This window comes from Kitasatospora sp. NPDC056531, from assembly GCF_042794375.1.
Taxonomy (GTDB): Bacteria; Actinomycetota; Actinomycetes; order Streptomycetales; family Streptomycetaceae; genus Kitasatospora.
In genome coordinates this window covers 24,532-47,332 of record NZ_JBHTTU010000010.1, presented here as the reverse complement: position 1 = coordinate 47,332, position 22,801 = coordinate 24,532, and the positions used below count along the sequence as shown (strand labels likewise).

Here is a 22,801-nt window from a genome sequence, read left to right as displayed (position 1 = left end):
CTCCTGATCCGTCCGGGCCTCGTCGCCCGGGGCCGGCGGGAGCGAACGGACGTCCTGGTTCCGCCGGGGAGCCCATTGTGCGGCGCCATGGCCCCCGGCTTGAATGGCCGACGGACACCGTAACCGCGCTCCGGGCTGTCGTTCGCGAGGCGTTTGGGCGATCCGCTTTATGAATGAAAAACCGCTGATCACAACCGCTTTTCGGGAGTCGCCATGGACGCCGTCGACCGCCGCCTGCTGGCCGAGCTGCAGGCCGACGCCAGGCTCTCGTACAACGAACTCTCCCGCCGGGTGAGCCTGTCCGCACCCGCGGTGGCCGAACGGGTCCGCCGTCTGGAGGCCGACGGGGTGATCAGCGGCTACCACGCCCACGTCGACCTCACCCGGGCCGGGCTGCCGATCACCGCGCTGGTCCAGATCCAGTGCTACGGCCCGCGCTGCGTGCTGCGCGACCCCGAGGTGGAGACCTGGCCGGAGGTGCTCCAGCTGCACCGGGTCACCGGCGGGGCCTGCTGCGTGCTGCTGGTCGCGGTGTCCACGATGGCCGAGTTCGAGGCGCTGTGCGACCGGCTCGGCGGCTACGGCCAGCCGTCCAGCTCGATGATCCTCTCCAGCCCGGTGCCCTGGCGGCCGGTGGAGCTGCGGTAGGCCCACGACGGCTGGCCTTGACGTGGGCGTCAAGGAGTAGGTTCCCCGGCATGTCGAACGAGCGCCACATCCTGCTGCTGCCCGGGAGCCTGCGGGCCGGCTCCTCCAACGAGAGCGTGCTGCGCACCGCCGCCTCCCTGGCCGACGCCCTGCCCGGCGTCCGCACCACGTACTACGCCGGGCTGGCAGGGCTGCCGCACTTCAACCCGGACCACGACACCGACCCGCTGCCGGAGCCGGTGACCGCGCTGCGGGCCGCGATCGGGGCCGCCGACGCGCTGCTGGTCTGTACTCCGGAGTACGCCGGGACGCTGCCGGGTTCGTTCAAGAACCTGCTGGACTGGACGGTCGGCGGGGTCGAGATCTCGGACAAGCCCACGGGCTGGATCAACTGCGCCGCCCCGGGCCGTGGCCAGGGCGCCGAGGCCACCCTCCGCACCGTGCTCGGCTACACCGGCGCGGCCGTGGTGGACGAGGCCTGCGCGCGGATCCCGCTGGAGCGCTCGGCGGTCGGCCCGGACGGGCTGGTCGCCGACCCGTCGGTGTGCGAACGGATCGGCGCGGTGCTGACCCGGCTGGCGGCGGGCTGACGGCCCCGGGCGGGGGCCGGCACGGTCGGGGGCCCGAATCGCCGCGCGGGTTGGTTCATTCCTCGCTGCCGGAGATTCGCCCGGATGGCGGTCCCGGCTCGAACGGGTGCGCGCTCTCGGGTGCCATGGAGGTACGACCACTCCTTGGCGGAAACGAGGATGCGACATGTGCCTGAACCGTAAGGACCTGGGCCTGCTGGCCCTGCGCGGCGCGGTCGGCGGGGTGCTGATCGCGCACGGCACCCAGAAGCTGTTCGGCTGGTTCGGTGGTGGCGGCCTGGAGGGCACCACCAAGGCCATGGACCAGATGGGTTTCCACCCGGCCCGGGAAAGCGCCATCGCGGCGGGCCTCGGCGAGGCCGGCGGCGGTGCGCTGGTGGTGGCCGGGTTGGCCACCCCGGCGGCCGGCGCGGTGGTGGCCGGGACGATGGCCACCGCGGTGGCGGTGCACGCCCCGGCGGGCTTCTTCGCGATGTCCGGCGGCTACGAGTACCCGGCTTTCCTCGGCGCGACCGGGCTGGCGATCGGCCTGGCGGGGCCCGGACGGTACTCGCTGGACCACCTGGCCGGGCACGTCTTCGACCGGCCGTGGACGGGCGTGCTGGCCTTCCTGGCGAGCGCGGCCGGCGCGTACGGGGTGGTCGCCCGGCGGCGCCACGTGGTGCGGCTGCGCGAGGAGCGGGCGGCGGTGGAGGCGGACGAGCAGGAGGGCTCCGGGCTGTCGTAACCGTCGGTCCGACGGCCTCGTCACCCGGAGGAAGCACCCCTGCTGGCGGTGGTTCCCGGGCCCTCGGAGGGTGGGCGGGGAGGTGTGCCGGGCAGCCCGGCGCCGGGCAGAAACGAGGACCGAATGGACCGCCAGCCGCTCACCCGAGCCACCCCGCCGCGCGTCACCGCGCGGCCTCCGGGGCGGCTGGGCGATCATCGTCGTCGGGTGGCGGCAGGGACGTTGGCCGCAGTCGTGCTCGGTGCGGCGGTGTTGGCGGGCTGCTCCTCCGGCAAGAGCGCGAACAGCAAGGCCTCCGAGGCGGCGGGCGCGGTGCAGAAGGCGGCGAGCGTCGCCGCCTCCGCCGCCTCGGAGTTGGCCTCGGCGGTGGGCGGGGCGGGCGGGGTGGGCGGGGCGATCGCCTCGGCGGAGGCCGAGGCCTCGGCGGCGATCTCGGCCGCCTCCTCGGCGGTCGCCGGGATCAAGGGCGGGCTGGACGCCAAGGCGGACGTGGCCGTCGGGGCGGTGACCATCGGGTCGGACGGCAAGGCGCAGGCGAAGCTGACCGTCACCAACCACGGCCAGCAGTCCTACCGGTACGTGATCCAGCTGAACTTCACCGACGGGAGCGGCAAGCTGCTGGACGCGACCGCGGTGACCGTCCAGGACGTGGCGGCCGGCCAGAGTGCCCAGGCCACCGCGCGCAGCCACCTGGACCTCTCGGGCACGGTCAAGGCCGAGGTGGGGAACGCCGTCCGCTACTGAAATCCCTGCTCGGCGCGAGGGATGAACCTTAAGCGCGGCTCAAGGGCCAACGGCCCCCCTTGACGGGGGAGTTGGTCTAGTCCATTTTTATTGCCCAGGTGCAGGGAGCCCCTGAACCGGCGTCACCGGCCTCGTGTCGGGGGCGCCGGTTCGGCGCATCCCGGTGTCCGTCACGGCCTGATCCCGCTCGATTCCCCCACCAGACCTGTCATGTCCCGGTCGTCCGGCCCCATCCCGGACGTGCAACTTCACCGGGACGACGGCATCCCCCACAACCAGGAGTCACGCACCCATGCTGCGCTCACGCATTGAAAGGGCCGGGGCCCCGGCTCCGGGCGGCGCCCGTCGGCGCCGCCCGAAGGGCCTGGCCGCCGTCGCGGCCGGCACCGCCGCCTCCCTGCTGCTCGGCGCGGGCCTCGCGCTGTCCGGCGGCGCCGCGGCCAACGCCGCGACCACCAACTCCACCGGCGCACCCGCCACCAGCGGCGGCATCAAGGTCGCCTACTTCGACCAGTGGTCGGTCTACGCGAACGCGTACTACCCGAAGACGATCCAGGACACCGGCGTGGCCGGGAAGCTGGACTACCTGATCTACGACTTCGCCAACATCAACCCGACCGACCTGGGGTGTTTCGAGGCCACCAAGGCCGCCGACACGAACGACAACAACCCCAACGCGGGTGACGGCGCGGGCGACGCGTTCGCCGACTACCAGAAGAGCTTCGGCGCGGACATCTCGGTCGACGGCGTCGGCGACGTCTGGAACCAGCCGATCGCGGGCAACTTCAACCAGCTGAAGAAGCTGAAGGCGAAGAACCCCAACCTCAAGGTCCTGCTCTCGATCGGTGGTTGGACCTACTCCAAGTACTTCTCGCAGGCGGCCGCGACCGACGCCTCGCGCAAGCACCTGGTGTCGTCCTGCATCGACATGTTCATCAAGGGCAACCTCCCGACCGACGCCGGCTACGGCGGCCCGGGCTCGGGTGCCGGCATCTTCGACGGCATCGACATCGACTGGGAGTACCCGGGCGGCGGCGGCCACACCGGCAACATCTCCAGTCCGGCCGACAAGCAGAACTTCACCCTGCTGCTGCAGGAGTTCCGCAACCAGCTGGACGCTCAGGGCAAGGCCGACAACAAGACCTACGCCCTGTCGGCGGCGGTCGGCGCCGGCCAGGACAAGATCATGAACGTCGAGACCGACAAGATCGGTCAGTACCTGACCTTCCTCGACGTCATGACCTACGACATGCACGGCGGTTGGGACCCGCAGGGTCCGACCAACCACCAGGCCCCGCTGTACTCCGGCCCGAACGACCCGTCGACCCCGGCCAAGCCGGGCAACGGCAAGTACTCGATCGACAACGCGATCAAGGCGTGGACGGTCGGCGACGCGCAGTACGGCATCCCCGGCGGCTTCCCGGCCAACAAGATCAACATGGGTGTGCCGTTCTACTACCGCGGCTGGACCGGCGTCCAGAACAACGGCAAGAACGGCCTCTTCCAGCCCGCCACCGGCCCGGCGGCCGGCGCCGCGATGTCCGGCAACGTCCCCGGCATCCAGATGTACAAGGAGCTGGGCGGCTTCGTCGACAACCCGTCCAAGACCTTCTGGGACGACGCCGCCAAGGCCACCTACTTCTACGACGGCACCACCTTCTGGAGCGGTGAGGACTCCCGGTCCATCCAGGCCAAGCTGGACTACGCGCACTGCAACGGCCTGGGCGGTTCCTTCGCCTTCTCGCTCTACGACCTTGGTACCAACACCACCCTGTTCGACACGATGGTGAACGCCACCAACGGCTCCGCCGCCGGCTGCCCGGCCCCGCCGACCGGCACGCCGTCGCCGACCCAGACCCCGACCGGCACTCCGACCGGCACGCCCACGGGCACCCCGACCGGCACCCCGACCGCCTGCCCGGCCGCCCCGAGCTGGAACCCCGACACCACCTACGCGGCCGGCGGCACCAAGGTCTCGTGGAAGGGCCACTACTACACCAACAAGTGGTGGACCAAGGGCGAGGACCCGAGCCTGAGCGGCCAGTGGGGCGTCTGGGCCGACAACGGCCCCTGCTGATCGGCCGACCGCCTGATCGGCTGACCGCCCGGGGCCCTGACGGACCTCACGGCACCTGTACGAAGCACCGATGGTCCGGCCCGCCGGGGGAGCGTCCCCTGCGGGCCGGACCGCGTTGCTACGCCAGGTCGGCGGTGCGCCCCAGCGCGTCCGGCTGGCTCTGCTCGATCCGCCGCAGCATCCGGGCCAGCAGGCCGGAGAGCGCGGCGCGCTCCTCGCCCGTGATGTCCTGCAGCAGCTCCTCCTCGAACACGGCTGCCATCCGCATCGACTCCAGCCACTTGTCGCGGCCGTTCTCGGTCAGTTCGATGATCACCCGCACCCGGTTGGACTCGTCCCGCTCCCGGGTGACCAGGTCCTCGGCGACCATCCGGTCGATCCGGTGCGTCATCGCGGCCGGGGTGAGCCCCAGCCGCTTGGCCAGCTCGCCGGGCCCCAGTCGGTACGGGCTGCCGGCCACCACCAGCGCCTTGAGCACCTCCCACTCCGCGGAGGTGATTCCCAGCACAGTCAGCTGCCGGTCGTACGCGACGCCCATCCGCCGGGCGACCCGGGACAGGGTCTGCACGATCGTCTCCACCTGGGGGTCCACGGTGGGGAATTCCCGCTGGTAGAGGGCCACCTGCTCGGCGATGCCGAGCTCCAGGGGGGTGGCCGGCAGGGGCTTGTCGGCAGCCGGCGCCGGCTTGTCCGTAGTCATGCCGACAGTGTCGCACGCGGGCGTGCATCTCTTAAGCCTTTGACTCAGCAGTCTTCCGGTGCTAAGACTTTATCTCGTCAAACTTTAGCTCTGAAATCTTCCGGCCTTAAGAGTTCAACTCGACAGTCCGGACGACCTGGAAGGGATGTGCACGGTGACCGGCACGGTGAAGCAGCAGAGGCAGCAGCGACGTGGGGCGGGCGGCCCGCTGCGCCGCGTCCAGATCGGCAACGCGCTCAGTGCGTTCGGCAGCGGGTTCACGATGCCGTACATGTTCGTGTACGTGGACCAGGTGCGCGGGCTCGGCTCGCTGGCGGCCGGGATGGTGTTCACCGTCTTCGCGCTGGCGGCGCTGGCCGTCCTCCCGTTCACCGGGCGCGGCATCGACCGGTACGGTCCCCGTCCGGTGCTGCTGGCGGGTGCCGCGCTCGCCGCCACCGGCGCGTTCGCCTTCGGTCACGCCACCGGCACCCCGGCCCTGCTGGTGTCGTCCTTCCTGTTCGGCGCGGGTGTCACCACCTGCCAGCCGGCGCTGGCCACGATGATCGTCCGCTGCTCGACGGCGGCGACCCGCTCGCACGCCTTCGCGCTGCAGTTCACCCTGGTCAACCTGGGCATGGGCATCGGCGCGCTGGTCGGCGGGCAGATCGTCGACGTCGCCGACCCGGCCAGCCTCACCCGGCTGTTCACCATCGAGGCGGCGACCTTCCTGGGCCTGGCCCTGGTCACCGGCACCGCCCGGATGCCCAAGGTCCGGCTGAGCGTCGTCCAGGAGCAGGCCGACGGTCCGACCGGCCTGCGCGCCCTGTTCGCCGACAAGGCGATGGTGCGGCTCTGCGTCCTCGCCGGGCTGATCTTCTTCACCTGCTACGGCCAGTTCGAGTCCGGTGTCGCGGCCTTCGCCACCGACACCGTCGGCACCGCGCCGTCCACCCTGGGCTTCGCGATCGGCGCCAACGCGCTGACCATCGTGGTCCTGCAGATGTTCATGGTGCGCGTCACCGCGCGCCGCCGCCGCACCACCGCGATGGCCGCGGCCGGCCTGGTCTGGCTCGGCGCCTGGGCGATGGCCCTGGTGGCCGGTCTGATCCGGACCGAGACCATGGCCGCCACGGTCGCGATCGTCTCGATCTACGCCCTGTTCGGCGTCGGCGAGTCGCTGCTCGCGCCCACCATGGGCCCGATCGTCGCGGACCTCGCCCCGGCCCGGCTGCTCGGCACCTACAACGCCGGGTACGCCCTGGTGAAGCAGATCGCCATCGCGGTCGGCCCGGCCGTCGGCGTGCTGCTGGTCGGCTCCGGCACCTGGCCGTTCTACCTGGCGGCCATGGCGGGCTCGACGCTGCTGATCGTCATGCTGGCGCTGCGGCTGCGCCTGTACCTCACGGCGGAGCAGGACAACGCGGCCCCGGCCGTGGTCCGCACGGCGGTCCCGGTCCGGGAGCTGGAGACCGCCGCCTAACGGATATTCGGTGAGGAAGCGGGCGCCGGCCAGGTCACCTGGTCGGCGCCCGTCGCGCTTGGCTTCCCGGGCACCGCCACCAGATCGATCGCACAGGGTGGTTCTGCCCTTCGATGTACTGATGCAGAACGCATATCGGAGCCCCGCCGACCGATCCGGCGAAGTATGACCTCGGCCAGAGGCGCTGCGCTCGTCAGTAGTGCTCGACCGGCTCCGTCTCGAAGTCCTGGCATACGCTCCGCATGATCTCTTTGATTGGCTCAAGTGCGGTTGGCGAACGGCTTGCGGCAGTACTTTGTAACGAAAGAATCAAATGTGTATTCAGCATGAAAGTGCAGTGTCCGCCGGTGCGGGTCTTCGGGATTCTGATATCGGGTCATAAATCAAAAAAATGCCGTAGGGTGATCGTGTGCAGCTCCGGTACTCCTTCCGTATCCACCCAGCAGTGGGTCAGCGTAAGTCGCTGGACTGCGCGTTCGGGTGCGCACGGGTGGTGTGGAACGATGCGCTGCGTATCCGACGGGACGCGCACGACGCCGGGCTTCCGTTCCCAAAGACCGCCGATCTGTCCAAGTCGCTGATCACACAGGCGAAGAAGACCCCGGAGCGGGCTTGGCTGTCCGGCGCTCCTGTCGGTGTCCTGCAGCAGGCGTTGCGAGACCAGGACCGGGCGTGGCGGAACTTCTTCGACAGCATCAAGGGCAAGCGCCCCGGACCGAAGATCGAAGAGCCCCGCTTCAAGTCCAAGAGGGACCGTCGGCAGGCCGCCCGGTACACCCGCTCGGACCGCTGGTCGATCACCGGCACCGGGCAGCTTCGCCTGCCGAAGGTCGGCGATGTGAAGGTCACGTGGTCGCGGCAGCTGCCGTCCGGACCGTCGTCGGTAACGGTGATCAAGGACCCGGCCGGAAGGTACTTCGCCAGCTTCGTCGTGGAGACCGACCCTGCCGACAACCTGACCACCATGCCGGAGACCACAGCGGAGATCGGCGTCGACCTCGGGCTGACGCACTACGCGATCCTCTCCACCGGCCAGAAGATCAAAAACCCCCGGTGGCTGCGCCGCGCCGAGAAGAAGATCAAGCGCGCACAGCGCGAACTGTCGCGCAAACGGAAAGGAAGTAGGAACCAGGACAAGGCCCGTATCAAGGTCGCCCGCGCCCACGCGCACGCGGCCAACGCCCGCCGGGACTGGCAGCACAAGCTCTCCACCGAGATCATGCGCGAGAACCAAGCCGTGACCGTGGAGACCCTTGGCGTGCTCGGCCTGGCGCGCGGCCGCAACGCCAAATCCGTGCACGATGCCGCGTGGGGACGGTTCGTCACGATGTTGGAGTACAAGGCGGCTCGGTACGGGCGCGCACTGACCAAGGTCGCCCGCGACTTCCCGAGCACACAGATCTGCTCACACTGCCGATACCGGCCGGGGAAACTCCCTCTGCACGTCCGCACGTGGACCTGTACCGCCTGCGGCACCATCCACGACCGCGACCACAACGCGGCCAAGAACCTGCATGACGAGGGTCGGCTCATGCGCGCCGCCCGCATACCGGGGGACGTACCGGCCCCAACCGGGTAACCGAGTTGGGTAAACGCCTGCGGAGCGCTGTGAGACCTCATCCGGTCGGAAATCGGAAGGCACGCGCGCAACCCCCGGCGACGGGGAGGAAACAGGAACCGACCGTCACGCCAGCGCGCGGCGATGCCGCGCGCAGCGTGACAGGGAATCCCCGGCATTCATTGCCGGGGAGATCGGGAGTCAAATAGTGTCAGTGGCTGTTGACCGCCCGGCCCCAGCCCGGGCAGCAGACCCGGGCCCGGAGCAGTACCCGGCGGGCCCCGCAGACAGTCGAATCGGCGAGGCTATGACGCAAGCGGCGCTCACGCACCCCCCGGCGGCCCAGGCCCCCGCCGACCCCGCACCGGCCCGGGGCGGGCTGCTCCGCTGGGCGGCCGACCGCTCCGGCTGGCTCGGCCCGATCGCCGTCGCCCTGTTCGCCGGCCTGCTGCGGTTCTGGAACCTCGGCTACCCCAACGCCTTCGTCTTCGACGAGACGTACTACCCCAAGGACGCCTGGTCGCTGCTCCAGCAGGGCTACGAGGGCACCTGGCCCGACCACGCCAACACCGACATCCTGGCCGTCCCGCAGTCCGTCCCGCTCAGCTCCGTGCCCGAGTTCATCGCCCACCCGCCACTCGGCAAATGGGTGTTGGCGATCGGCGAGCAGCTGTTCGGCCTGCACCCCTTCGGCTGGCGGTTCATGACCGCCCTGCTCGGCACCCTCACCGTGCTGATGCTGGCCCGGATCGGCCGCCGGCTCTTCGGCTCCACCCTGGTCGGCTGCACCGCCGCGCTGCTGATGTCCGTCGACGGCCTCCAGCTGGTGATGAGCCGGGTCGGCCTGCTCGACGGCATCCAGATGTTCTTCGTGCTCGCCTCCTTCGGCGCCCTGCTGATCGACCGCGACCACGCCCGGGCGAAGCTGGCCGCCGTGACCGATGCCGACCGGGCGAGCCTCGGGCTGCGCCCCTGGCGGATCGCCGCCGGGGTGCTCATCGGCGCGGCCTGCGCGGTCAAGTGGAACGGCGCCCCGATCCTCGCCGCCTTCGGCATCCTGACCGTGCTCTGGGACCAGTCCGGCCGCCGCGGCGCCGGAGCCCGCCACCCGTGGCGGGCCATGCTGCGCCGGGACGCCGTACCGGCCTTCCTCGCCATGGTCGGCTCCGCCCTGGTGGTGTACGTCGGCGCCTGGAGCGGCTGGCTGGCCAGCGGCGCGGGCGGCGACGGCGGCTACGACCGGCACTGGGCCGACGGCCGCGCCGGGCTCTCCCCGGACCACGCCTTCGGCATCCCGCTGCCGCAGGTCCCGATGAGCTGGGTGCCCGCGTCGTTGCGCAGCCTGTGGCACTACCACTCGCAGATGTACGACTTCAACACCGGCCTGAGCACCCCGCACACCTACCAGTCCAACCCCTTCGCCTGGCTGGTCGACGGCCGCCCGGTCTCGATGTACTGGGAGCAGGTCCCGAGCGGGACGCGCGGCTGCACCTCCTCCGGCGGCTGCGCGGCGCAGATCCTGGGCCTGGGCACCCCGTTCCTGTGGTGGGCGGCCTGCTTCGCGCTGGTCTACCTGCTGTGGCGCTGGTTCTTCCGCCGGGACTGGCGCTCGGGCGCCGTGCTGTGTGCGGTGGCCGGGATCTACCTGCCCTGGTTCCAGTACCAGCAACGGACGATCTTCTCCTTCTACATGGTCGTGCTGGTGCCGTTCCTGTGCCTGGCCGTCGCCCAGATGCTCGGGGCGATCCTCGGCCCGGTCGGCAGCAGTCCCGAGCGCCGCCGCTACGGGGCGATCGGCGCCGGGCTGATCGTGCTCGCGATCGTCGGCTGCTTCGCCTTCTTCTACCCGCTGTACACGGCGGAGGTGATCCCGATGTCGTCCTGGCAGGACCGGATGTGGTTCACCAGCTGGATCTGATGCCGGTTCCGTCGGCGGCGTCCGGCGGGCAGCTGCTGCCGGTCACCCCGGTGCTCGGGGTGGTCACCGCGGCGCTGCTGCTGGCCGCGGTGGCGGTGGCCGGGTGGGGCCTGCTCGGCCACGGGCACGCGGTGGTGCGGGCCGGGCTGCGGGCGGTCGTCCAGCTGGCCGCCGTCGCCGCGGTGATCAGCTGGGTGGTCGGCTCGCTCTGGCGGTCGGCGCTGTTCGTGCTGCTGATGTTCGCGGTCGCGGTGCGCACGGCCGGGCGGCGGATGACCCGGGGCCCCGGCTGGGTCTGGGCGGCCGCCCCGATCGGCGTCGGCGTGCTGCCGGTGCTCGTCCTGCTGCTGGTCGTCGGGCTGCTGCCGCCCAAGGGCCTGTCGGTGATCCCGGTCGCGGGCATCCTGATCGGCGGCGGGCTCACCGCAACCTCGCTGGCCGGACGGCGGGCCCTGGACGAGCTGCGGCAGCGGCGCGGCGAGGTGGAGGCGGCGCTGGCGCTCGGCTTCGAGGAGCGCGACGCCCGACTGGAGATCTGCCGTACGGCGGCCGCGACCTCGCTCGTCCCGGCACTGGACCAGACCCGTACGGTCGGGCTGGTCACCCTGCCGGGCGCCTTCGTCGGCATGCTGCTCGGCGGCGCCTCGCCCGTCCAGGCGGGGGCGGTGCAGCTGTTCGTGCTGATCGGGTTGCTGGCGGTGGAGGCGACGGCGATCGTGGTGGTGCTGGAGCTGGTCGGGCGGGGACTGGTGACGGCGTGGCCGTCCAACGGCGTCGGGTAGGCTTGGGCGCGTTGAAGGGGAGTAGCCCTCCACCGGACCGTCGACATACTGGCCCTCACGGGCCCGGCGCCCGGGGCACCTCGGCGAGCCATCCGATCCGGTCGATGCGGATGGTTCGGACGGACGGTGCCGGCGAGACCTTCGGCCGCAGTGCTGTGACCGTTTCCAGTGCTGTCGGGCCGAAGCGACCCCTGACGGAGCTGCGGAGGCCGGGCAGCCCGACCGAGGGATTCCTCTGATGAGTTTGACCGTTGCCGCGTTGACGTTCGGCGTCATCTTCCTGGCCGAACTGCCGGACAAGACCGCGCTGGCCAGTCTGGTGCTCGGTACCAAGTACCGCGCGAGCTACGTCTTCGCGGGCATCGCGGCCGCCTTCGCCCTCCAGGTGGGCCTGGCCCTGGCTGCCGGCCACCTGCTCTCGCTGCTGCCGCACCGCTGGGTGGAGGGCATCACCGGCGCGCTGTTCCTGGTCGGCGCGGCGATGCTGCTGTTCCACGGCGGCGAGGACGACGACGAGCACGCCGCCAAGGAGCCGTCCTCGAACAGCTTCTGGAAGGTGGCCGGGGCCAGCTTCGTGGTCGTCGCGATCGCCGAGTTCGGTGACCTGACCCAGATCATGACCGCCAACCTGGCCGCCAAGTACGCCGATCCGCTGGCCGTCGGCATCGGCTCCTGGCTGGCGCTCTGCGCGGTCGGCGGGATCGCCATCGTGGGCGGGCAGAAGCTGCTCAAGTACGTGCCGATGAAGCTGATCATCCGGGTGGCTGCGGGGATCATGGTGGTGCTGGCGGGCGTCAGCATCTTTGGGGCGATCGCCGGCTGATTCGGGGCGAGCCCCGACCGGCGGCGGTCGCCCCGGCTCAGCAGCCGGGGTCGGCAGTCAGGACGGCCTGGGTCTTGGGGCCGTAGACGCCGTTCTCGCCCTTGATCCGGTTCGCGCGCTGGTAGCTGATGAGTGTCGACCGGGTCTGGTCGTCGAAAGTGCCGGTGACGATCGAACTGTCGACGAATCCGCACCCGGCGGCGTAGAGCTGCTGCTGCATCGCCTTGACGTCGGGCCCGCTCATCCCGATCTGGAGCAACCGTGGCGTGGGCGTCGGGGTGGGCGTGGGGGTCGGCGTCGGCGTGGGGGTGGGCGTGGGCGTCGGGGTGGGGGTCGGCGTCGGGGTGGGGGTCGGCGTCGGCGTGGGCGTGGGGGTCCGGGTCGGACTGGGTCTGCTCGTCCGGGTCGGGGTCGGGCTCGGCGTGTCGCTGGTGGGGGCCGGGGAGGCCGGGGGCGGGGCGGCCTGGCTGGGCGGGTCCGACGGCGCGGGCGCGAGCGTGGTGACGGGCAGCGGGTCCGCCCGGCGGCTCGGCGCGGACGAGGGCGTCACGGCGTACGCGAGGCCCACGGTGAGCGCCAGCAGGCCCGCGCCGACGCCCGCGATCAGCAGCTTGTGCTGGGCGAATGGGCTCTGCGCGGACTGCTCGGCCGCCCGCCGTGCGGCCCGTCCGCCGACGGGCCCGGACCCGGGCTCCGGTGCCTGGTTCTCGAACGGGAAGTAGCCGAGGTCCTCGCCCGCGCCGGGCGGGACCGGAGGCAGGGCGGTGGTGGCGTACGCGTCCGGCGCGGGGCCCGGTACGGGCGGCAGCACGGTCGTCGCGTAGGCGTCCGCGTCCGGCCCGAGCGGGGGCGTGACGGGCGGCTGCGCCGACTGCATGGGCTGCGTCGGCGGCATGGGTTGCACCGGCGGGACCGGCTGGACCGGCGGGAGCGGCTGGACCGGCGGCAGGACGGTGGTCGCGAACGGGTCCCCGGCCGGCGGCGGCTCCTCCGCCACCTGGCCGGCCGACTGCGGCACGTACGGGCGGACCAGCGGCGGGCCTTCGACGTGCGGGAGGACGGTGGTCTCGTCCAGGCTCGGATCCGGGAGGCAGCCGCACCCGGTTGAGCGTGCGATGCCGCACGTCGGGCAGTGCTGGTCCGGCATCGGCCGGTCCTCCTCGGGTGTCGGTCCTCGGTTCTCAGGTCTCGCGAACGGGCCTGATTATGCAGGACGTCCCGGAGAGTGGACAGGGGCGTCCGGCCTCCGGCGGGGGTGTTGTGCCGGTTGGTGGTGGTTGGCTCCCGAGGAAACCGCTGAAACGAGAGGGACGGACCCGGCGCTTACGTTCGAGTGGTTGGCTCCCGAGGAAACCGCTGAAACGAGAGGGACGGACCCGGCGCTTACGTTCGGCTCAACCCGGCGGAACAAACCAGGACATATCTGCCAGCATGGGGAACGGGGAGTGATCATCCGACGGGAGTGATGATCCGACGGGCGTCCGGTCGTCGGCCCCGCGACCCTACGGAGAGGCCGTGCCGCCTGTGGAGACGCCATGACGGACCCGCTCGCCGCGTCCGACCGGAGCCCGGCGAACGAGCCCGGCCCGCCGGAGGCCACCGTCCCCAACCTGTGGGTGCCGATCGGCGCCCTCCTGCTGGCGATGCTGCTCGCCGCCCTCGACCAGACCATCGTCTCCACCGCGCTGCCCACCATCGTCAGTGACCTCGGCGGCCTGGACCACCTGTCCTGGGTGGTCACCGCCTACCTGCTGGCCTCCACCGCCGCCACCCCGCTGTGGGGCAAGCTCGGCGACATGTACGGCCGGAAGCGCTTCTTCCAGGCCTCCATCGTGATCTTCCTGCTCGGCTCGGTGCTGTGCGGAATCGCCCAGGACATGGGCGAGCTGATCGCCTTCCGCGCGCTCCAGGGCCTGGGGGGCGGTGGCCTGATGGTGCTCTCCCAGGCGATCGTCGGCGACCTGGTCTCGCCGCGGGACCGCGGCAAGTACCAGGGCCTCTTCGGAGCCGTCTTCGGCGTCACCAGCGTGCTCGGTCCGCTGCTCGGCGGGCTGTTCGTCGACCACCTCAGCTGGCGCTGGGTCTTCTACATCAACCTGCCGATCGGCGTGGTCGCCCTGGTGGTGATCGCCGCGGTGCTGCACGGGCGGGAGGTGCGGCGCGAACACCGGATCGACTACCTGGGCACCGCGTTGATCGCCGCCGTCGCCACCTGCCTGGTGCTGATGACCTCGCTCGGCGGCACCACCTGGGCCTGGAGCTCCTGGCAGATCGTCGGCCTGGGCGTACTGGGCCTGGTGCTGCTGGTCGCCTTCGTCGAGGTCGAGCGCACCGCCGTGGAGCCCGTCCTGCCGCTGCGGCTGTTCCGCTCGCAGACCTTCAGCCTGGTCGCGGTGATCTCCTTCGTGGTCGGCTTCGCGATGTTCGGCGCGCTCACCTACCTGCCGACCTTCCTCCAGGTGGTCCACCAGGTCTCGCCCACCATGTCCGGCATCCACATGCTGCCGATGGTGCTCGGCATGCTGGTCTCCTCGATCGGCTCCGGCCAGATCGTCGCCCGCACCGGCCACTACCGTGCCTTCCCGATCGCCGGGACGGCCGTCACCACGGTCGGACTGCTACTGCTCTCCCGGCTGGACGAGCACAGCAGTACGGCCGAGATGAGCCTCTACTTCCTGGTCTTCGGCCTCGGGCTGGGCCTGGTGATGCAGGTGCTGGTGCTGATCGTGCAGAACTCGGTCGGCTACCAGGACCTCGGCGTGGCCACCGCGGGCGCCACCTTCTTCCGCTCCATCGGCGCCTCCTTCGGCGTCTCCGTCTTCGGGACGATCTTCGCCGGCGGCCTGCGCTCCCGGCTCGCCGACGCCCTGGTCGGCCAACCGCTGCCGCCGGGCTTCCACGTCGAGGCGATCACCTCCGACCCCCGGCTGATCACCCGGCTGCCGGGCGCCGCCCGCGCCGGGGTCCACCACGCGTACGCCGATTCGATCACCCGGGTCTTCCTGTACGCGGTGCCCGTGGCGGCGGTCGCGTTCGTCCTCTCGCTCTTCCTGCGCGAGCAGAAGCTCCGCTCCACGGTCACCGCGCCCGACCTCAGCGAGTCCATCGGCCTCAACCCGGTCGAGCGCAGCTCGCTGGACGAAATCGCCCGCGCCCTCTCGGTGTTGAGCACCCGCGAGGCCCGGCGCGACCTGTTCCGCCGGATCACCGCCACCGCCGGGCTCGACCTGCTGCCCGCCTCCAGCTGGCTACTGCTCCAGATGCACCACCACGGCTCGGTGGAGCCCGCCGAACTCGCCGAGCGGCGGATCGTCCCGATCGCGGCCGTCGAGGAGGCGGTCCGCGAGGTGGAGGGCCGAGGCCTCGCCGCCCGCACCGGCAGCCGGTTGCTGCGCCTCACCGAAGCGGGGGAGGAGATGGCGCTGCGCCTGGTCGAGGCCCGGCGCACCCAGCTCTCGGAGCTGCTGGGCGACTGGGACGAGAAACGGTACGCGGACCTCGCCGAACTGCTCACCCAGCTCAGCGCCACCCTCTGCGCCGACCAGCGCGACCGCCCGGATCCGCCCCTCGGCCCCCAGCCGCCGTACCAGGGCGAGGGACGGTCGTTCTAGCGGTCGGCGCTCCTGTCGCTCTGCTTGCAAGCCGTTTGCCGTGACAGCCACTCGACGGCGGCGGCGAGCGTCGGGTCGTCGTCCTTGCGGGGGTCGACGAACTCGTCCGGCTCGATCGGGCCCTCGTGGACGCGGCCGGTGCGGTCGGCCTCGGCGGCGCCGGTGAGCAGCAGGACGGCGCCGTCGGAGAGGCGGTACGGGTCGTTGCCGGTGGGCACCCCGTAGGTGGGAGCGCCGAAGCTGCGTGTGTCCGGGCGGCCGATGAAGGCGATGGTGACGGCCTCGCCCGCGCTGCCCGTCGCCGGGCCGGTGAGGACGGCGACCGGCGGGACGGCGGCGGTGCTGTTGCCGGTGTCCGGTACGGCCTGCGGGGCGTCGTCCAGGTACGGCACGCCGCCGCGCATCGACCAGGTGCTGCGGGTGCCGTCCGCGGTGACGAAGGCACCGAGCGGGCCGTCGCCGAGCAGCGGCGCGGCGACGGCGAGCGGCGCCCACATCCCGCCGCCGGTCTCCCGGCGCAGGTCCACCACCCAGCCGCAGGCTTCCGCGCCCGAGACCGCGGTGCGGCCGCGGGTGACGTACTCGGTGTAGGTGCGCTCCGAGCCGTTCACGGCCGGGAGGCTCAAGTGGGCGATGCGGCCGCGCAGTTGGGCGACCGTCGGGGCGTCGACGGTCGCCGGGTCGGCAGTGAGTGCGGCGGCCTGCCCGGGCGGGTAGAACCGGCTGTGCCGATCGCCGAGGGCGGCCACGGCGGTGCGGATCGCGGCGTGGGTGTCGGCCGGGGTGCGGGCCGCGGCAGCCTGGGCGAAGGCCCGACTGCGGACCGTCGGCCAGTCCACCTTCGCGGTGTTCAGGGACTTCCGCTGGAGCAGGTCCAGCGCCTCGGACAGGTAGGTGCGGGCCTGCGGGGACATCGGCCGGGAGCCCGAGAGTGTCGACGAGCAAGCCGTGAGCAGCAGGATGGTGGCCACCGTGATGGCCGTGCGGGCTCTCATCCGATCCCCCCATTCGGTCCGTACGCACCCCGATTGTTGCTCACGGACCGCCGAACCAGCGAGGGGTGTCGAGCCGGAACGGGTCCCCGGGGGCGAGCCGCCGCAGGCCGTCCTCGACCTGCCGGAGGTGCTCCTCGCCGAGGGCCTGTGACCACTCCGCGCGTAGCTCGTCGAAGATCCGCGCCGAGCGCACCAGGCAGTCCACCCCCCGGTCGGTGAGCCGGACCACCTTGCGCCGGGCGTCGGCCGGGTCGCTGCCGCGCTCGACGTAGCCGAGCTGCTCCAGGTTCTCGACGGTCTTGCCCGCCGCCTGCTTGGAGACGCCGAGCCGGCGGCCGAGTTCGACGGCGGTGGTGCCGTCCGGGCCGATCGCCTGGAGGGCGAAGCCGTGCATGGGGCGCAGGTCGGGGTGCCCCTCGCGGGCGATCCGCTCGTGCAGCTCGTCGATGATCGTCCGAAAGGCGGACAGCAGGCGCAGCGGCAGCTCGAAGCCGGGCGGGGCGGGCTCAGTTGACACGGTAGACAACCTCATTGACTATATAGACAACGTCATTGTCCATCTTAGGGGGTTCCTTCGCCATGCCCGTGATCCGTTCAGCCGGCGCCCGCCGCACCGAGACCCCGAACGCCGTCATGACCACCTTCGCTTCGCCCACCCAGGGCTCGGCATCCCTCGCCCTGTGGCGAGTTGAGATGCCGGCCGACAAGCAGGGGCCGCTGCACGCGATGGACGCCGAGCAGATCTGGACCTTCCTGGCCGGCACCGTGACGGTGGACCTGGCCGGGGAGTCCCACACCCTCGGCGCCGGCGACACCCTCGTCCTCCCCGCCGACGCGCCCCGCCGGATCTCCACCACCGACGGCTTCACCGCCCTCGTCGCCTCCACCTCCCCCTCCCACGCCTACAACCCCGACGCCGTCACCCCGCCCGGCGCCTGCGCCCTCGCCCCGCGCGACGACCAGCGCGTCCTCCCGCCGTGGGTTGCCTGACCTGCCCGCGTGAGGTGTAGGAGACTGCTGACCGTAGGCAGCAACCGAGCCGGAGCCCGCACCCCGGACCCCGGCGGAGCAGAAGGAGCGGCATGTCCGTCGTCAAGATCAACGTACTGACTGTCCCCGCCGAGCAGCGCGAGACTCTGGAGCAGCGCTTCGCCCACCGTGCGCACGCCGTCGAAAACTCCGACGGTTTCGAGTGGTTCGAGCTGCTCCGTCCGGTCGAGGGCACCGACGAGTACCTCGTCTACACCCGCTGGCGTGACGAGGAGTCCTTCCAGGCCTGGATGGAGGGGCCGATGAAGGCGGCCCACCAGGGCGGCGCCGAGGGTGAGGCCCCGAAGCGCCCGGCCGCCTCGGGCTCCACGCTGTGGTCCTTCGAGGTCGTCCAGTCGGCGGGCCCGAAGGCCTGACGTCAGGGCATGGTGAACGGCGCGCCCCGGTCTTCCGGGGCGCGCCGTTCCCCATGTGCGCCCGACGACAGGCACTTCGGGCCGACCGGCCCCGCGCCCGTGTGCTCAGCCGGTGGTGAAGTAGCCGGTCAGGTCGGTGATGACGTCCGCCGGGCCGCCGGAGTTGACCATGGAGAAGGCGGTGATGTCCTTGTCGAGGCCGGTGGTGACCGAGTTGGCCACGGTCTGTCCGGGGGCGTAGTTGAGGGTGGAGGTGTTCGGGACGTTCCACCCGGCCGTGCTCGGAAACACCGTGAGGTGGCCGGCGGAGTCGGCGTTGGTGGCGGTGACGTTGACCTCCGCGCCCACGCCCTTCGGGTCCATCTCGATGCCGAGCCCCATCTCGGTCGGGCCGGTCATCTTGAAGCCCGTGGTCCGGGTGTCGTTCAGGCGGACGGGAGTCTTGAGCGCCTGGAACAGCCCGGTGCCCGAGGGGCCGTAGTAGCCGAGGAGGTCGACGATCACATTGACCGAGCCGAGGTGGTTGTAGATGTCGATCTTCCCGTCGGCCCCGACCGGCACCACGACCTGGTTCGCGACGTCGCGCCGGACCGGAACGGTGACGTTCGAGCCCTCGGACGGGCGCGCGGTGCCGGTCGGGTAGACGGTCAGGAAGCTGTTCGCGGTGCCGTCGGTGGCGGTGACGTTGAGGACCACCGCACGGGCGTCCTGGTCGCCGAGTTCGGGCCGGGCGACCTGGATCGAGCGGGTGGCGAAGCTGCCGAGGCGGCCGGTGCCGTCGGTCCGGCTGTCGGCGATGCGGGTCGGGTGCAGGGGGGCGTACTTGTCGGTCGCGCCGGGCACGTAGTAGCCGACCACGTCGAGGACGACGTCGGTCGTCCCGGCGCTGTTGTAGGCGCTGATGAAGGGTCGGACGGAGTCCTGGCCGAGCGCGACCGTGACCAGGTTGGACACCGTCTGGCCGGGCGTGAAGTTGAGGCTGGAGGTACCCGGAGCGCCGACCTCGGGCCTCGAGGTGGGGCCGAGCGAGAGGTAGCCCGTGGCGGTGGGGTTGGTCGCGGTCACGTTGACCACGACGGCCGTCGCCTCGTGCGGGACCACGTCCACCACCGCGTGGTAGTACTCTCCCGGGCCGAGCGGGGTGAAGCCGGTGTGGTACGGCGTGTTGGCGGTGCGGGTGTCCAGGACGCGGGTCGGGCTCATCCCGACGAAGCCGGCCGGGGCGGTGACGTCGTCGGTCCAACTCGCCGTCGCGGCCGGGGCGGCGAGGGCCGGGGACGCGGCGAGGGCCGGGACGGTCAAGGTGAGGGCCGTCAGAACGGCCATGGTGGTGGCGGTACGGGCACGCATGCTTGGTTCCCCCCAAGTACGGCTGGTGCAGTGGTGGTTCCGGAGACTCCGGTATCTCTTGGACGTCTGAACCTGCCGGGGGTTGCAGGTCGACCGGAAACTTTTTTCGGGGGCATGTGAGAGGCCCGCCGTCCGGAAGCCGACCAGCAGTCCGGTGCCGCGTACGTCCACGACCCGCTTACCGCACTTTTGGACCGGGCCCGCGGCCACCTCGGGGCCTGACATGAGGATGATCCCGCTCAACAATGCCTTCTTGGTGGGCGATTGAGCGCCTCGTGGTGTGCGCTGCCTGTCACGCGTTCCCGCGGACCAACGTGGATAACATGATCATCTCGACACCATTGGAGATCCACATGCCCGTTGTCATCGCCACGATCAAGACCAAGCCCGGCCGCCGCGACGAAGTCCTGGCCGCCTTCGAGCAGCACACCCCCGCCATCCACACCGAGGACGGCTGCGAGCTCTACGCCGTCCACGCCGGCACCGACCGCGTCACCGTGGTCGAGAAGTGGGTCGACCAGGCCACCCTGGACGCCCACGGCTCCGGCGCCCCCCTGGCCGCCATCGCCGCCGCCATCGGCGACGCACTCGCCGAGCCCCTCGACATCGCGGCCATGGAGCCCTTCCCCGCCGGCGACGGGGCCAAGGGCCTGCTCTGACCCTCGCATGGCTCCGTGGCCCCGGCCGGGCGGCCGAGGCGCACGGTTTGTGGCTGTGGCGGCGGTCGACCCGATGCCGTGATCGCTACAGAACTCCGTCCTCGAAACGGCTGTCGCCTTGCACCGTTCGGACGCCGGCTACTTGGGTACGAGCTTTGAGAGCGGTGCGGGAGGTAAACGCGATCTGGAGGCTCATAGCGCCCTCCGGGGCTCGGTTTCGTCCAGGTCGTCCCCAAAGGTCACGTCCAGCTCCGTCATGAGAGCTTGTGTCAGCTCGATCTGCTGGGCGCGGTCGATGACGACCTTCGTGAGGTTGCCGATGCCTCGGAGGGCGGTGAGATCGTTGCCGCGCAGGTCGGTCGCCTTGTAGGTGCCACGGCCGAATTCGGTGTCTCGCAGTGTGCAGTCGTTGAAGACGCTGGCGGTGAGGTCGCATCCGGTGAACGTCGACTCGGTGAGAACGCAGCGAGCGAAGGCGAGCGGACCTGTGGCGCGGACCTTCTCGAACGTGGAGTAGTCCAGCTTGCAGTTGTCGAACAGCACGTTGTCGAGGGTGAGGCCGCTGATATTGCTGGCCATGAGCTTGCAGTTTCTGAAGACCACGCGCGACAACTTGCTGTCGACCCACTGAAGATTGCCGAGGTCGCAGCCGTTGAACTCGACCGAGTCGATACGTACTTCGATGAGGCGTACGCGGGACGCGTGCAGGTTGGTGATCCGGCCAGTGAGGAGACGGGCGTTCGCGAGGTCGAGGTCCCGCAGGTCGGTGTCGGCGTAGTTGAAGTCCTGGACGGTGCCCCGGCCGCCTTCCAGAGAGGCCACGTTGGAGAGATAGCCGTCGGCCAGATCCGGCAGGGTGACGCTGATGCGACCGAAGGTACGGCTGGTCATGGTGCGTGCTCGCTCTCAGTGGGGCCGAGCCCGCACCGGGAAGCGCGGGCAAGCGGGGTCACGTGCGGGGAACGCCGTGCTCCAGATAGACGGTCTCGGTGCGGGCCCGGGCGGTGCAGGCAGCGTGGACTCGGCGGGCCAGACGCGGGACGAGGAGTGCGTCGAGCTGGTCGCGGGAGTGGAAGGCGTGTTCGCTGATCTCGACCTGGTCGACAGCGATCTGGTTGAGCAGACCGGACGGGAGGACTCCGCCGTCGAAGACGAAGAGGAGTTTGTCGCCCTCGGTGGGGTGGGGTGCCCAGTCGGCGACCAGGAGGGGGCCGATCGGCGGCGTGATGCCGAGTTCCTCCTTGACTTCCCGGGCCGCTCCCGCGCTTGGGGTCTCGCCCGCGTGCAGGTAGCCGCCGGGGATCTCCCAACCGGGTTTGTAGGTCGGCTTCACGAGGAGTACGCGGTCGTCCCCGTCGAAGAACAGCACGCCGGCTGCGGAGCGCGGCTGAGCCACGACCTCGTTGAACTGGGAGTTGTTCATGGCGATGACTGTAGCCGCCGGTGGTCATCACCCGACGATCCCGAGCCGGTGCGCGACGCCCGCAAGAAGGTAGCTTGGACGGCCTCGCTGTTGGCGGACCCAGCCGGTCACCAGTTGCCTGGGGATGAAGTGGTAGCGGATTTGTTCGGGGGCTAGTTCCTCGGCGTCCAGCACAAGAGCGAGCGCCTCATCCATGCGGTTCTGCGCGCTGAAGGCTCGGGCGATCTCGAGTGAGTGTCGAATGCGGCGCTCAAGGGGCAATGCGGAGGAGTCCACGCGCGGGCCCTGATCGGCGGCGAGCTGGACGTCGCCCAGCTCCATGGCGGTCGAGACCCGATGGATGGCCACATTGGTGGGTCCGAAGGCTGTCCACATGTGGTTGGCGTCTCGGCCGAGGCGCTGTGCGACCCTGTCCGCTTCGGCAAGGAACTCGCGCACGGTGTTCCGATCCTCGGACCTCGCTGCGGCCGTCGAGCCGACGAGGAACAGGGTGCCGTACACCGATAGGTGGGCGGGATCTGTGTTGTCCAGTGTGACCTTCAGACTAGATGCCGCGCTTGTGACGAGTTCTTCTGCTGCCGTGAGGCGCCCGTTGGCTAGCAGGCAATGTGTGACCGAACGGAACAACGAACAGGTGGCAGCCATGTTGTCCGATTCCTGGGCAGCCGATAGTCCACGGTCGGCCGCGACCCATGCGAGATCGGCTTCGCCTATCTTCGTCAAAACCATCGCCGCGCCTTGGTAGGCCATGGCCAGCAGCGCTTTGGCCTGCAGTTGTTGATTGCCTTCGTGCATTCGTACAGCACGATGGGCCTGGGTGAGGATGTCGGGAATGAGCCGGGTTGCTCGGGAGTACTTGGCGTCCTGGTAGGCGGACCAGGCGGAGCCGACTGCTGCGCGCAGGATCTTGAGGTCGGGCTTCTCGTCGGTGGTGTCGGCGGCCAGGAGTGGCGACACCTGCTTGTAGTCCGTGAGAGCCTCGCGGAGCGCAGCTAGGTTGTGAGGGGCTCCGAGGATCGAGCTGAGCTCTGACGGTTCTGCTAATAGGTCGCTGAGTTGCACGCCAAGGGCGTTGGCGAGCAATTTGATGACTGAAAGGCGGTCGAGTTCGATCCTGCCATTTTCGGCTTTGCTCAACCAATCGGCAGTTCGTCCGACCTGGCCTGCCAGAACCTCCTGAGACATACCTCGTCGACGGCGATACCAGGCAACGCGCTCGCCGATGGTCAGCATCTCAGTCATCTCACGCATGCTCCTCAGCCTGGCAGCACTTCGATTGCCTACCCCGGAAGGATTTTCCGCCTTCCCCTCAAGTCATCCCTTTAGCG

The 22,801-nt window shown here is 70.6% G+C and carries 22 protein-coding genes; 14 read left to right on the top strand and 8 right to left on the bottom strand.

Going from position 1 to position 22,801, the window contains the following annotated elements; translation table 11 throughout:
• Positions 1-213: 213 nt before the first annotated feature.
• From ACFQ87_RS12590 to ACFQ87_RS12570, 5 genes are all read left to right on the top strand, one after another.
• On the top strand, positions 214-648 hold the full coding sequence (locus ACFQ87_RS12590) for an Lrp/AsnC family transcriptional regulator (RefSeq protein WP_380610665.1): 435 nt from the start codon (positions 214-216) through the stop codon (positions 646-648).
• A gap of 50 nt (positions 649-698) precedes the next feature.
• Complete coding sequence (locus ACFQ87_RS12585) at positions 699-1,238, top strand: NADPH-dependent FMN reductase (protein ID WP_380610664.1); 540 nt, start codon at positions 699-701, stop codon at positions 1,236-1,238.
• Positions 1,239-1,404: 166 nt separating this feature from the next.
• Positions 1,405-1,965, top strand: a complete 561-nt coding sequence (locus tag ACFQ87_RS12580) for a DoxX family protein (RefSeq protein ID WP_380610663.1) — start codon at positions 1,405-1,407, stop codon at positions 1,963-1,965.
• A gap of 207 nt (positions 1,966-2,172) precedes the next feature.
• A complete protein-coding gene (locus ACFQ87_RS12575; RefSeq protein ID WP_380610662.1) occupies positions 2,173-2,709 on the top strand; it encodes an FxLYD domain-containing protein in 537 nt (178 codons plus the stop codon).
• Positions 2,710-3,001: 292 nt separating this feature from the next.
• Entirely contained in the window at positions 3,002-4,786 is a 1,785-nt protein-coding gene (locus ACFQ87_RS12570; protein WP_380610661.1) for a glycosyl hydrolase family 18 protein, read from the top strand.
• Between the two features lie 118 nt (positions 4,787-4,904).
• On the opposite strand, the gene ACFQ87_RS12565 is transcribed toward ACFQ87_RS12570, so the two are convergent.
• On the bottom strand, positions 4,905-5,486 hold the full coding sequence (locus ACFQ87_RS12565) for a MarR family winged helix-turn-helix transcriptional regulator (RefSeq protein WP_380610660.1): 582 nt from the start codon (positions 5,484-5,486) through the stop codon (positions 4,905-4,907).
• 154 nt (positions 5,487-5,640) lie between these two features.
• Between ACFQ87_RS12565 and ACFQ87_RS12560 the strand changes: the two genes are divergently transcribed.
• The 5 genes from ACFQ87_RS12560 (at position 5,641) to ACFQ87_RS12540 (ending at position 12,029) form a co-directional block, all read left to right on the top strand.
• Positions 5,641-6,948 (top strand): MFS transporter, encoded by a 1,308-nt coding sequence (locus tag ACFQ87_RS12560; RefSeq protein WP_380610659.1) that lies wholly within the window; start codon positions 5,641-5,643, stop codon positions 6,946-6,948.
• Positions 6,949-7,357: 409 nt separating this feature from the next.
• Positions 7,358-8,527: an RNA-guided endonuclease InsQ/TnpB family protein gene (locus ACFQ87_RS12555; protein ID WP_380610658.1), complete on the top strand. Its 1,170-nt coding sequence runs from the start codon at positions 7,358-7,360 to the stop codon at positions 8,525-8,527.
• Between the two features lie 286 nt (positions 8,528-8,813).
• Positions 8,814-10,424 (top strand): dolichyl-phosphate-mannose--protein mannosyltransferase, encoded by a 1,611-nt coding sequence (locus ACFQ87_RS12550; RefSeq protein WP_380610657.1) that lies wholly within the window; start codon positions 8,814-8,816, stop codon positions 10,422-10,424.
• Positions 10,424-11,206 (top strand): ABC transporter permease, encoded by a 783-nt coding sequence (locus tag ACFQ87_RS12545; protein ID WP_380610794.1) that lies wholly within the window; start codon positions 10,424-10,426, stop codon positions 11,204-11,206. The genes ACFQ87_RS12550 and ACFQ87_RS12545 overlap by 1 nt, the downstream gene beginning before the upstream one ends.
• Before the next feature lie 235 nt (positions 11,207-11,441).
• Complete coding sequence (locus ACFQ87_RS12540; RefSeq protein ID WP_380610793.1) at positions 11,442-12,029, top strand: TMEM165/GDT1 family protein; 588 nt, start codon at positions 11,442-11,444, stop codon at positions 12,027-12,029.
• Between the two features lie 37 nt (positions 12,030-12,066).
• Here ACFQ87_RS12540 and ACFQ87_RS12535 read toward each other — a convergent pair whose 3' ends face one another.
• Entirely contained in the window at positions 12,067-13,176 is a 1,110-nt protein-coding gene (locus ACFQ87_RS12535) for a peptidoglycan-binding domain-containing protein (protein WP_380610655.1), read from the bottom strand.
• Positions 13,177-13,564: 388 nt separating this feature from the next.
• Between ACFQ87_RS12535 and ACFQ87_RS12530 the strand changes: the two genes are divergently transcribed.
• Positions 13,565-15,640 (top strand): MFS transporter, encoded by a 2,076-nt coding sequence (locus ACFQ87_RS12530; RefSeq protein WP_380610654.1) that lies wholly within the window; start codon positions 13,565-13,567, stop codon positions 15,638-15,640.
• Here ACFQ87_RS12530 and ACFQ87_RS12525 read toward each other — a convergent pair.
• Together ACFQ87_RS12525 and ACFQ87_RS12520 are read right to left on the bottom strand one after the other, a co-directional pair.
• Entirely contained in the window at positions 15,637-16,635 is a 999-nt protein-coding gene (locus ACFQ87_RS12525; RefSeq protein WP_380610653.1) for a S41 family peptidase, read from the bottom strand. The genes ACFQ87_RS12530 and ACFQ87_RS12525 overlap by 4 nt on opposite strands.
• Positions 16,636-16,675: 40 nt before the next feature.
• Positions 16,676-17,167: a MarR family winged helix-turn-helix transcriptional regulator gene (locus ACFQ87_RS12520; RefSeq protein ID WP_380610652.1), complete on the bottom strand. Its 492-nt coding sequence runs from the start codon at positions 17,165-17,167 to the stop codon at positions 16,676-16,678.
• 53 nt (positions 17,168-17,220) lie between these two features.
• Here ACFQ87_RS12520 and ACFQ87_RS12515 point away from each other — a divergent pair, with 53 nt between their 5' ends.
• Together ACFQ87_RS12515 and ACFQ87_RS12510 are read left to right on the top strand one after the other, a co-directional pair.
• Entirely contained in the window at positions 17,221-17,625 is a 405-nt protein-coding gene (locus ACFQ87_RS12515; RefSeq protein WP_380610651.1) for a cupin domain-containing protein, read from the top strand.
• A gap of 92 nt (positions 17,626-17,717) precedes the next feature.
• Positions 17,718-18,041, top strand: a complete 324-nt coding sequence (locus ACFQ87_RS12510; protein WP_380610650.1) for an antibiotic biosynthesis monooxygenase family protein — start codon at positions 17,718-17,720, stop codon at positions 18,039-18,041.
• Positions 18,042-18,146: 105 nt separating this feature from the next.
• On the opposite strand, the gene ACFQ87_RS12505 is transcribed toward ACFQ87_RS12510, so the two are convergent.
• Complete coding sequence (locus ACFQ87_RS12505; protein WP_380610649.1) at positions 18,147-19,391, bottom strand: hypothetical protein; 1,245 nt, start codon at positions 19,389-19,391, stop codon at positions 18,147-18,149.
• Between the two features lie 323 nt (positions 19,392-19,714).
• On the opposite strand from ACFQ87_RS12505, the gene ACFQ87_RS12500 reads away from it, so the two are divergent.
• A complete protein-coding gene (locus ACFQ87_RS12500) occupies positions 19,715-20,050 on the top strand; it encodes a putative quinol monooxygenase (RefSeq protein ID WP_380610648.1) in 336 nt (111 codons plus the stop codon).
• Between the two features lie 192 nt (positions 20,051-20,242).
• Here the strand turns inward: ACFQ87_RS12500 and ACFQ87_RS12495 are convergent, their stop codons facing one another.
• From ACFQ87_RS12495 to ACFQ87_RS12485, 3 genes are read right to left on the bottom strand one after another with little or no spacing between them, the layout of a single operon-like run.
• A complete protein-coding gene (locus ACFQ87_RS12495; protein WP_380610647.1) occupies positions 20,243-20,941 on the bottom strand; it encodes a pentapeptide repeat-containing protein in 699 nt (232 codons plus the stop codon).
• A 58-nt stretch (positions 20,942-20,999) separates the two neighbouring features.
• Positions 21,000-21,473 (bottom strand): NUDIX domain-containing protein, encoded by a 474-nt coding sequence (locus tag ACFQ87_RS12490; protein WP_380610646.1) that lies wholly within the window; start codon positions 21,471-21,473, stop codon positions 21,000-21,002.
• A 27-nt stretch (positions 21,474-21,500) separates the two neighbouring features.
• On the bottom strand, positions 21,501-22,715 hold the full coding sequence (locus ACFQ87_RS12485) for a helix-turn-helix domain-containing protein (protein WP_380610645.1): 1,215 nt from the start codon (positions 22,713-22,715) through the stop codon (positions 21,501-21,503).
• Between the last annotated feature and the right edge of the window lie 86 nt (positions 22,716-22,801).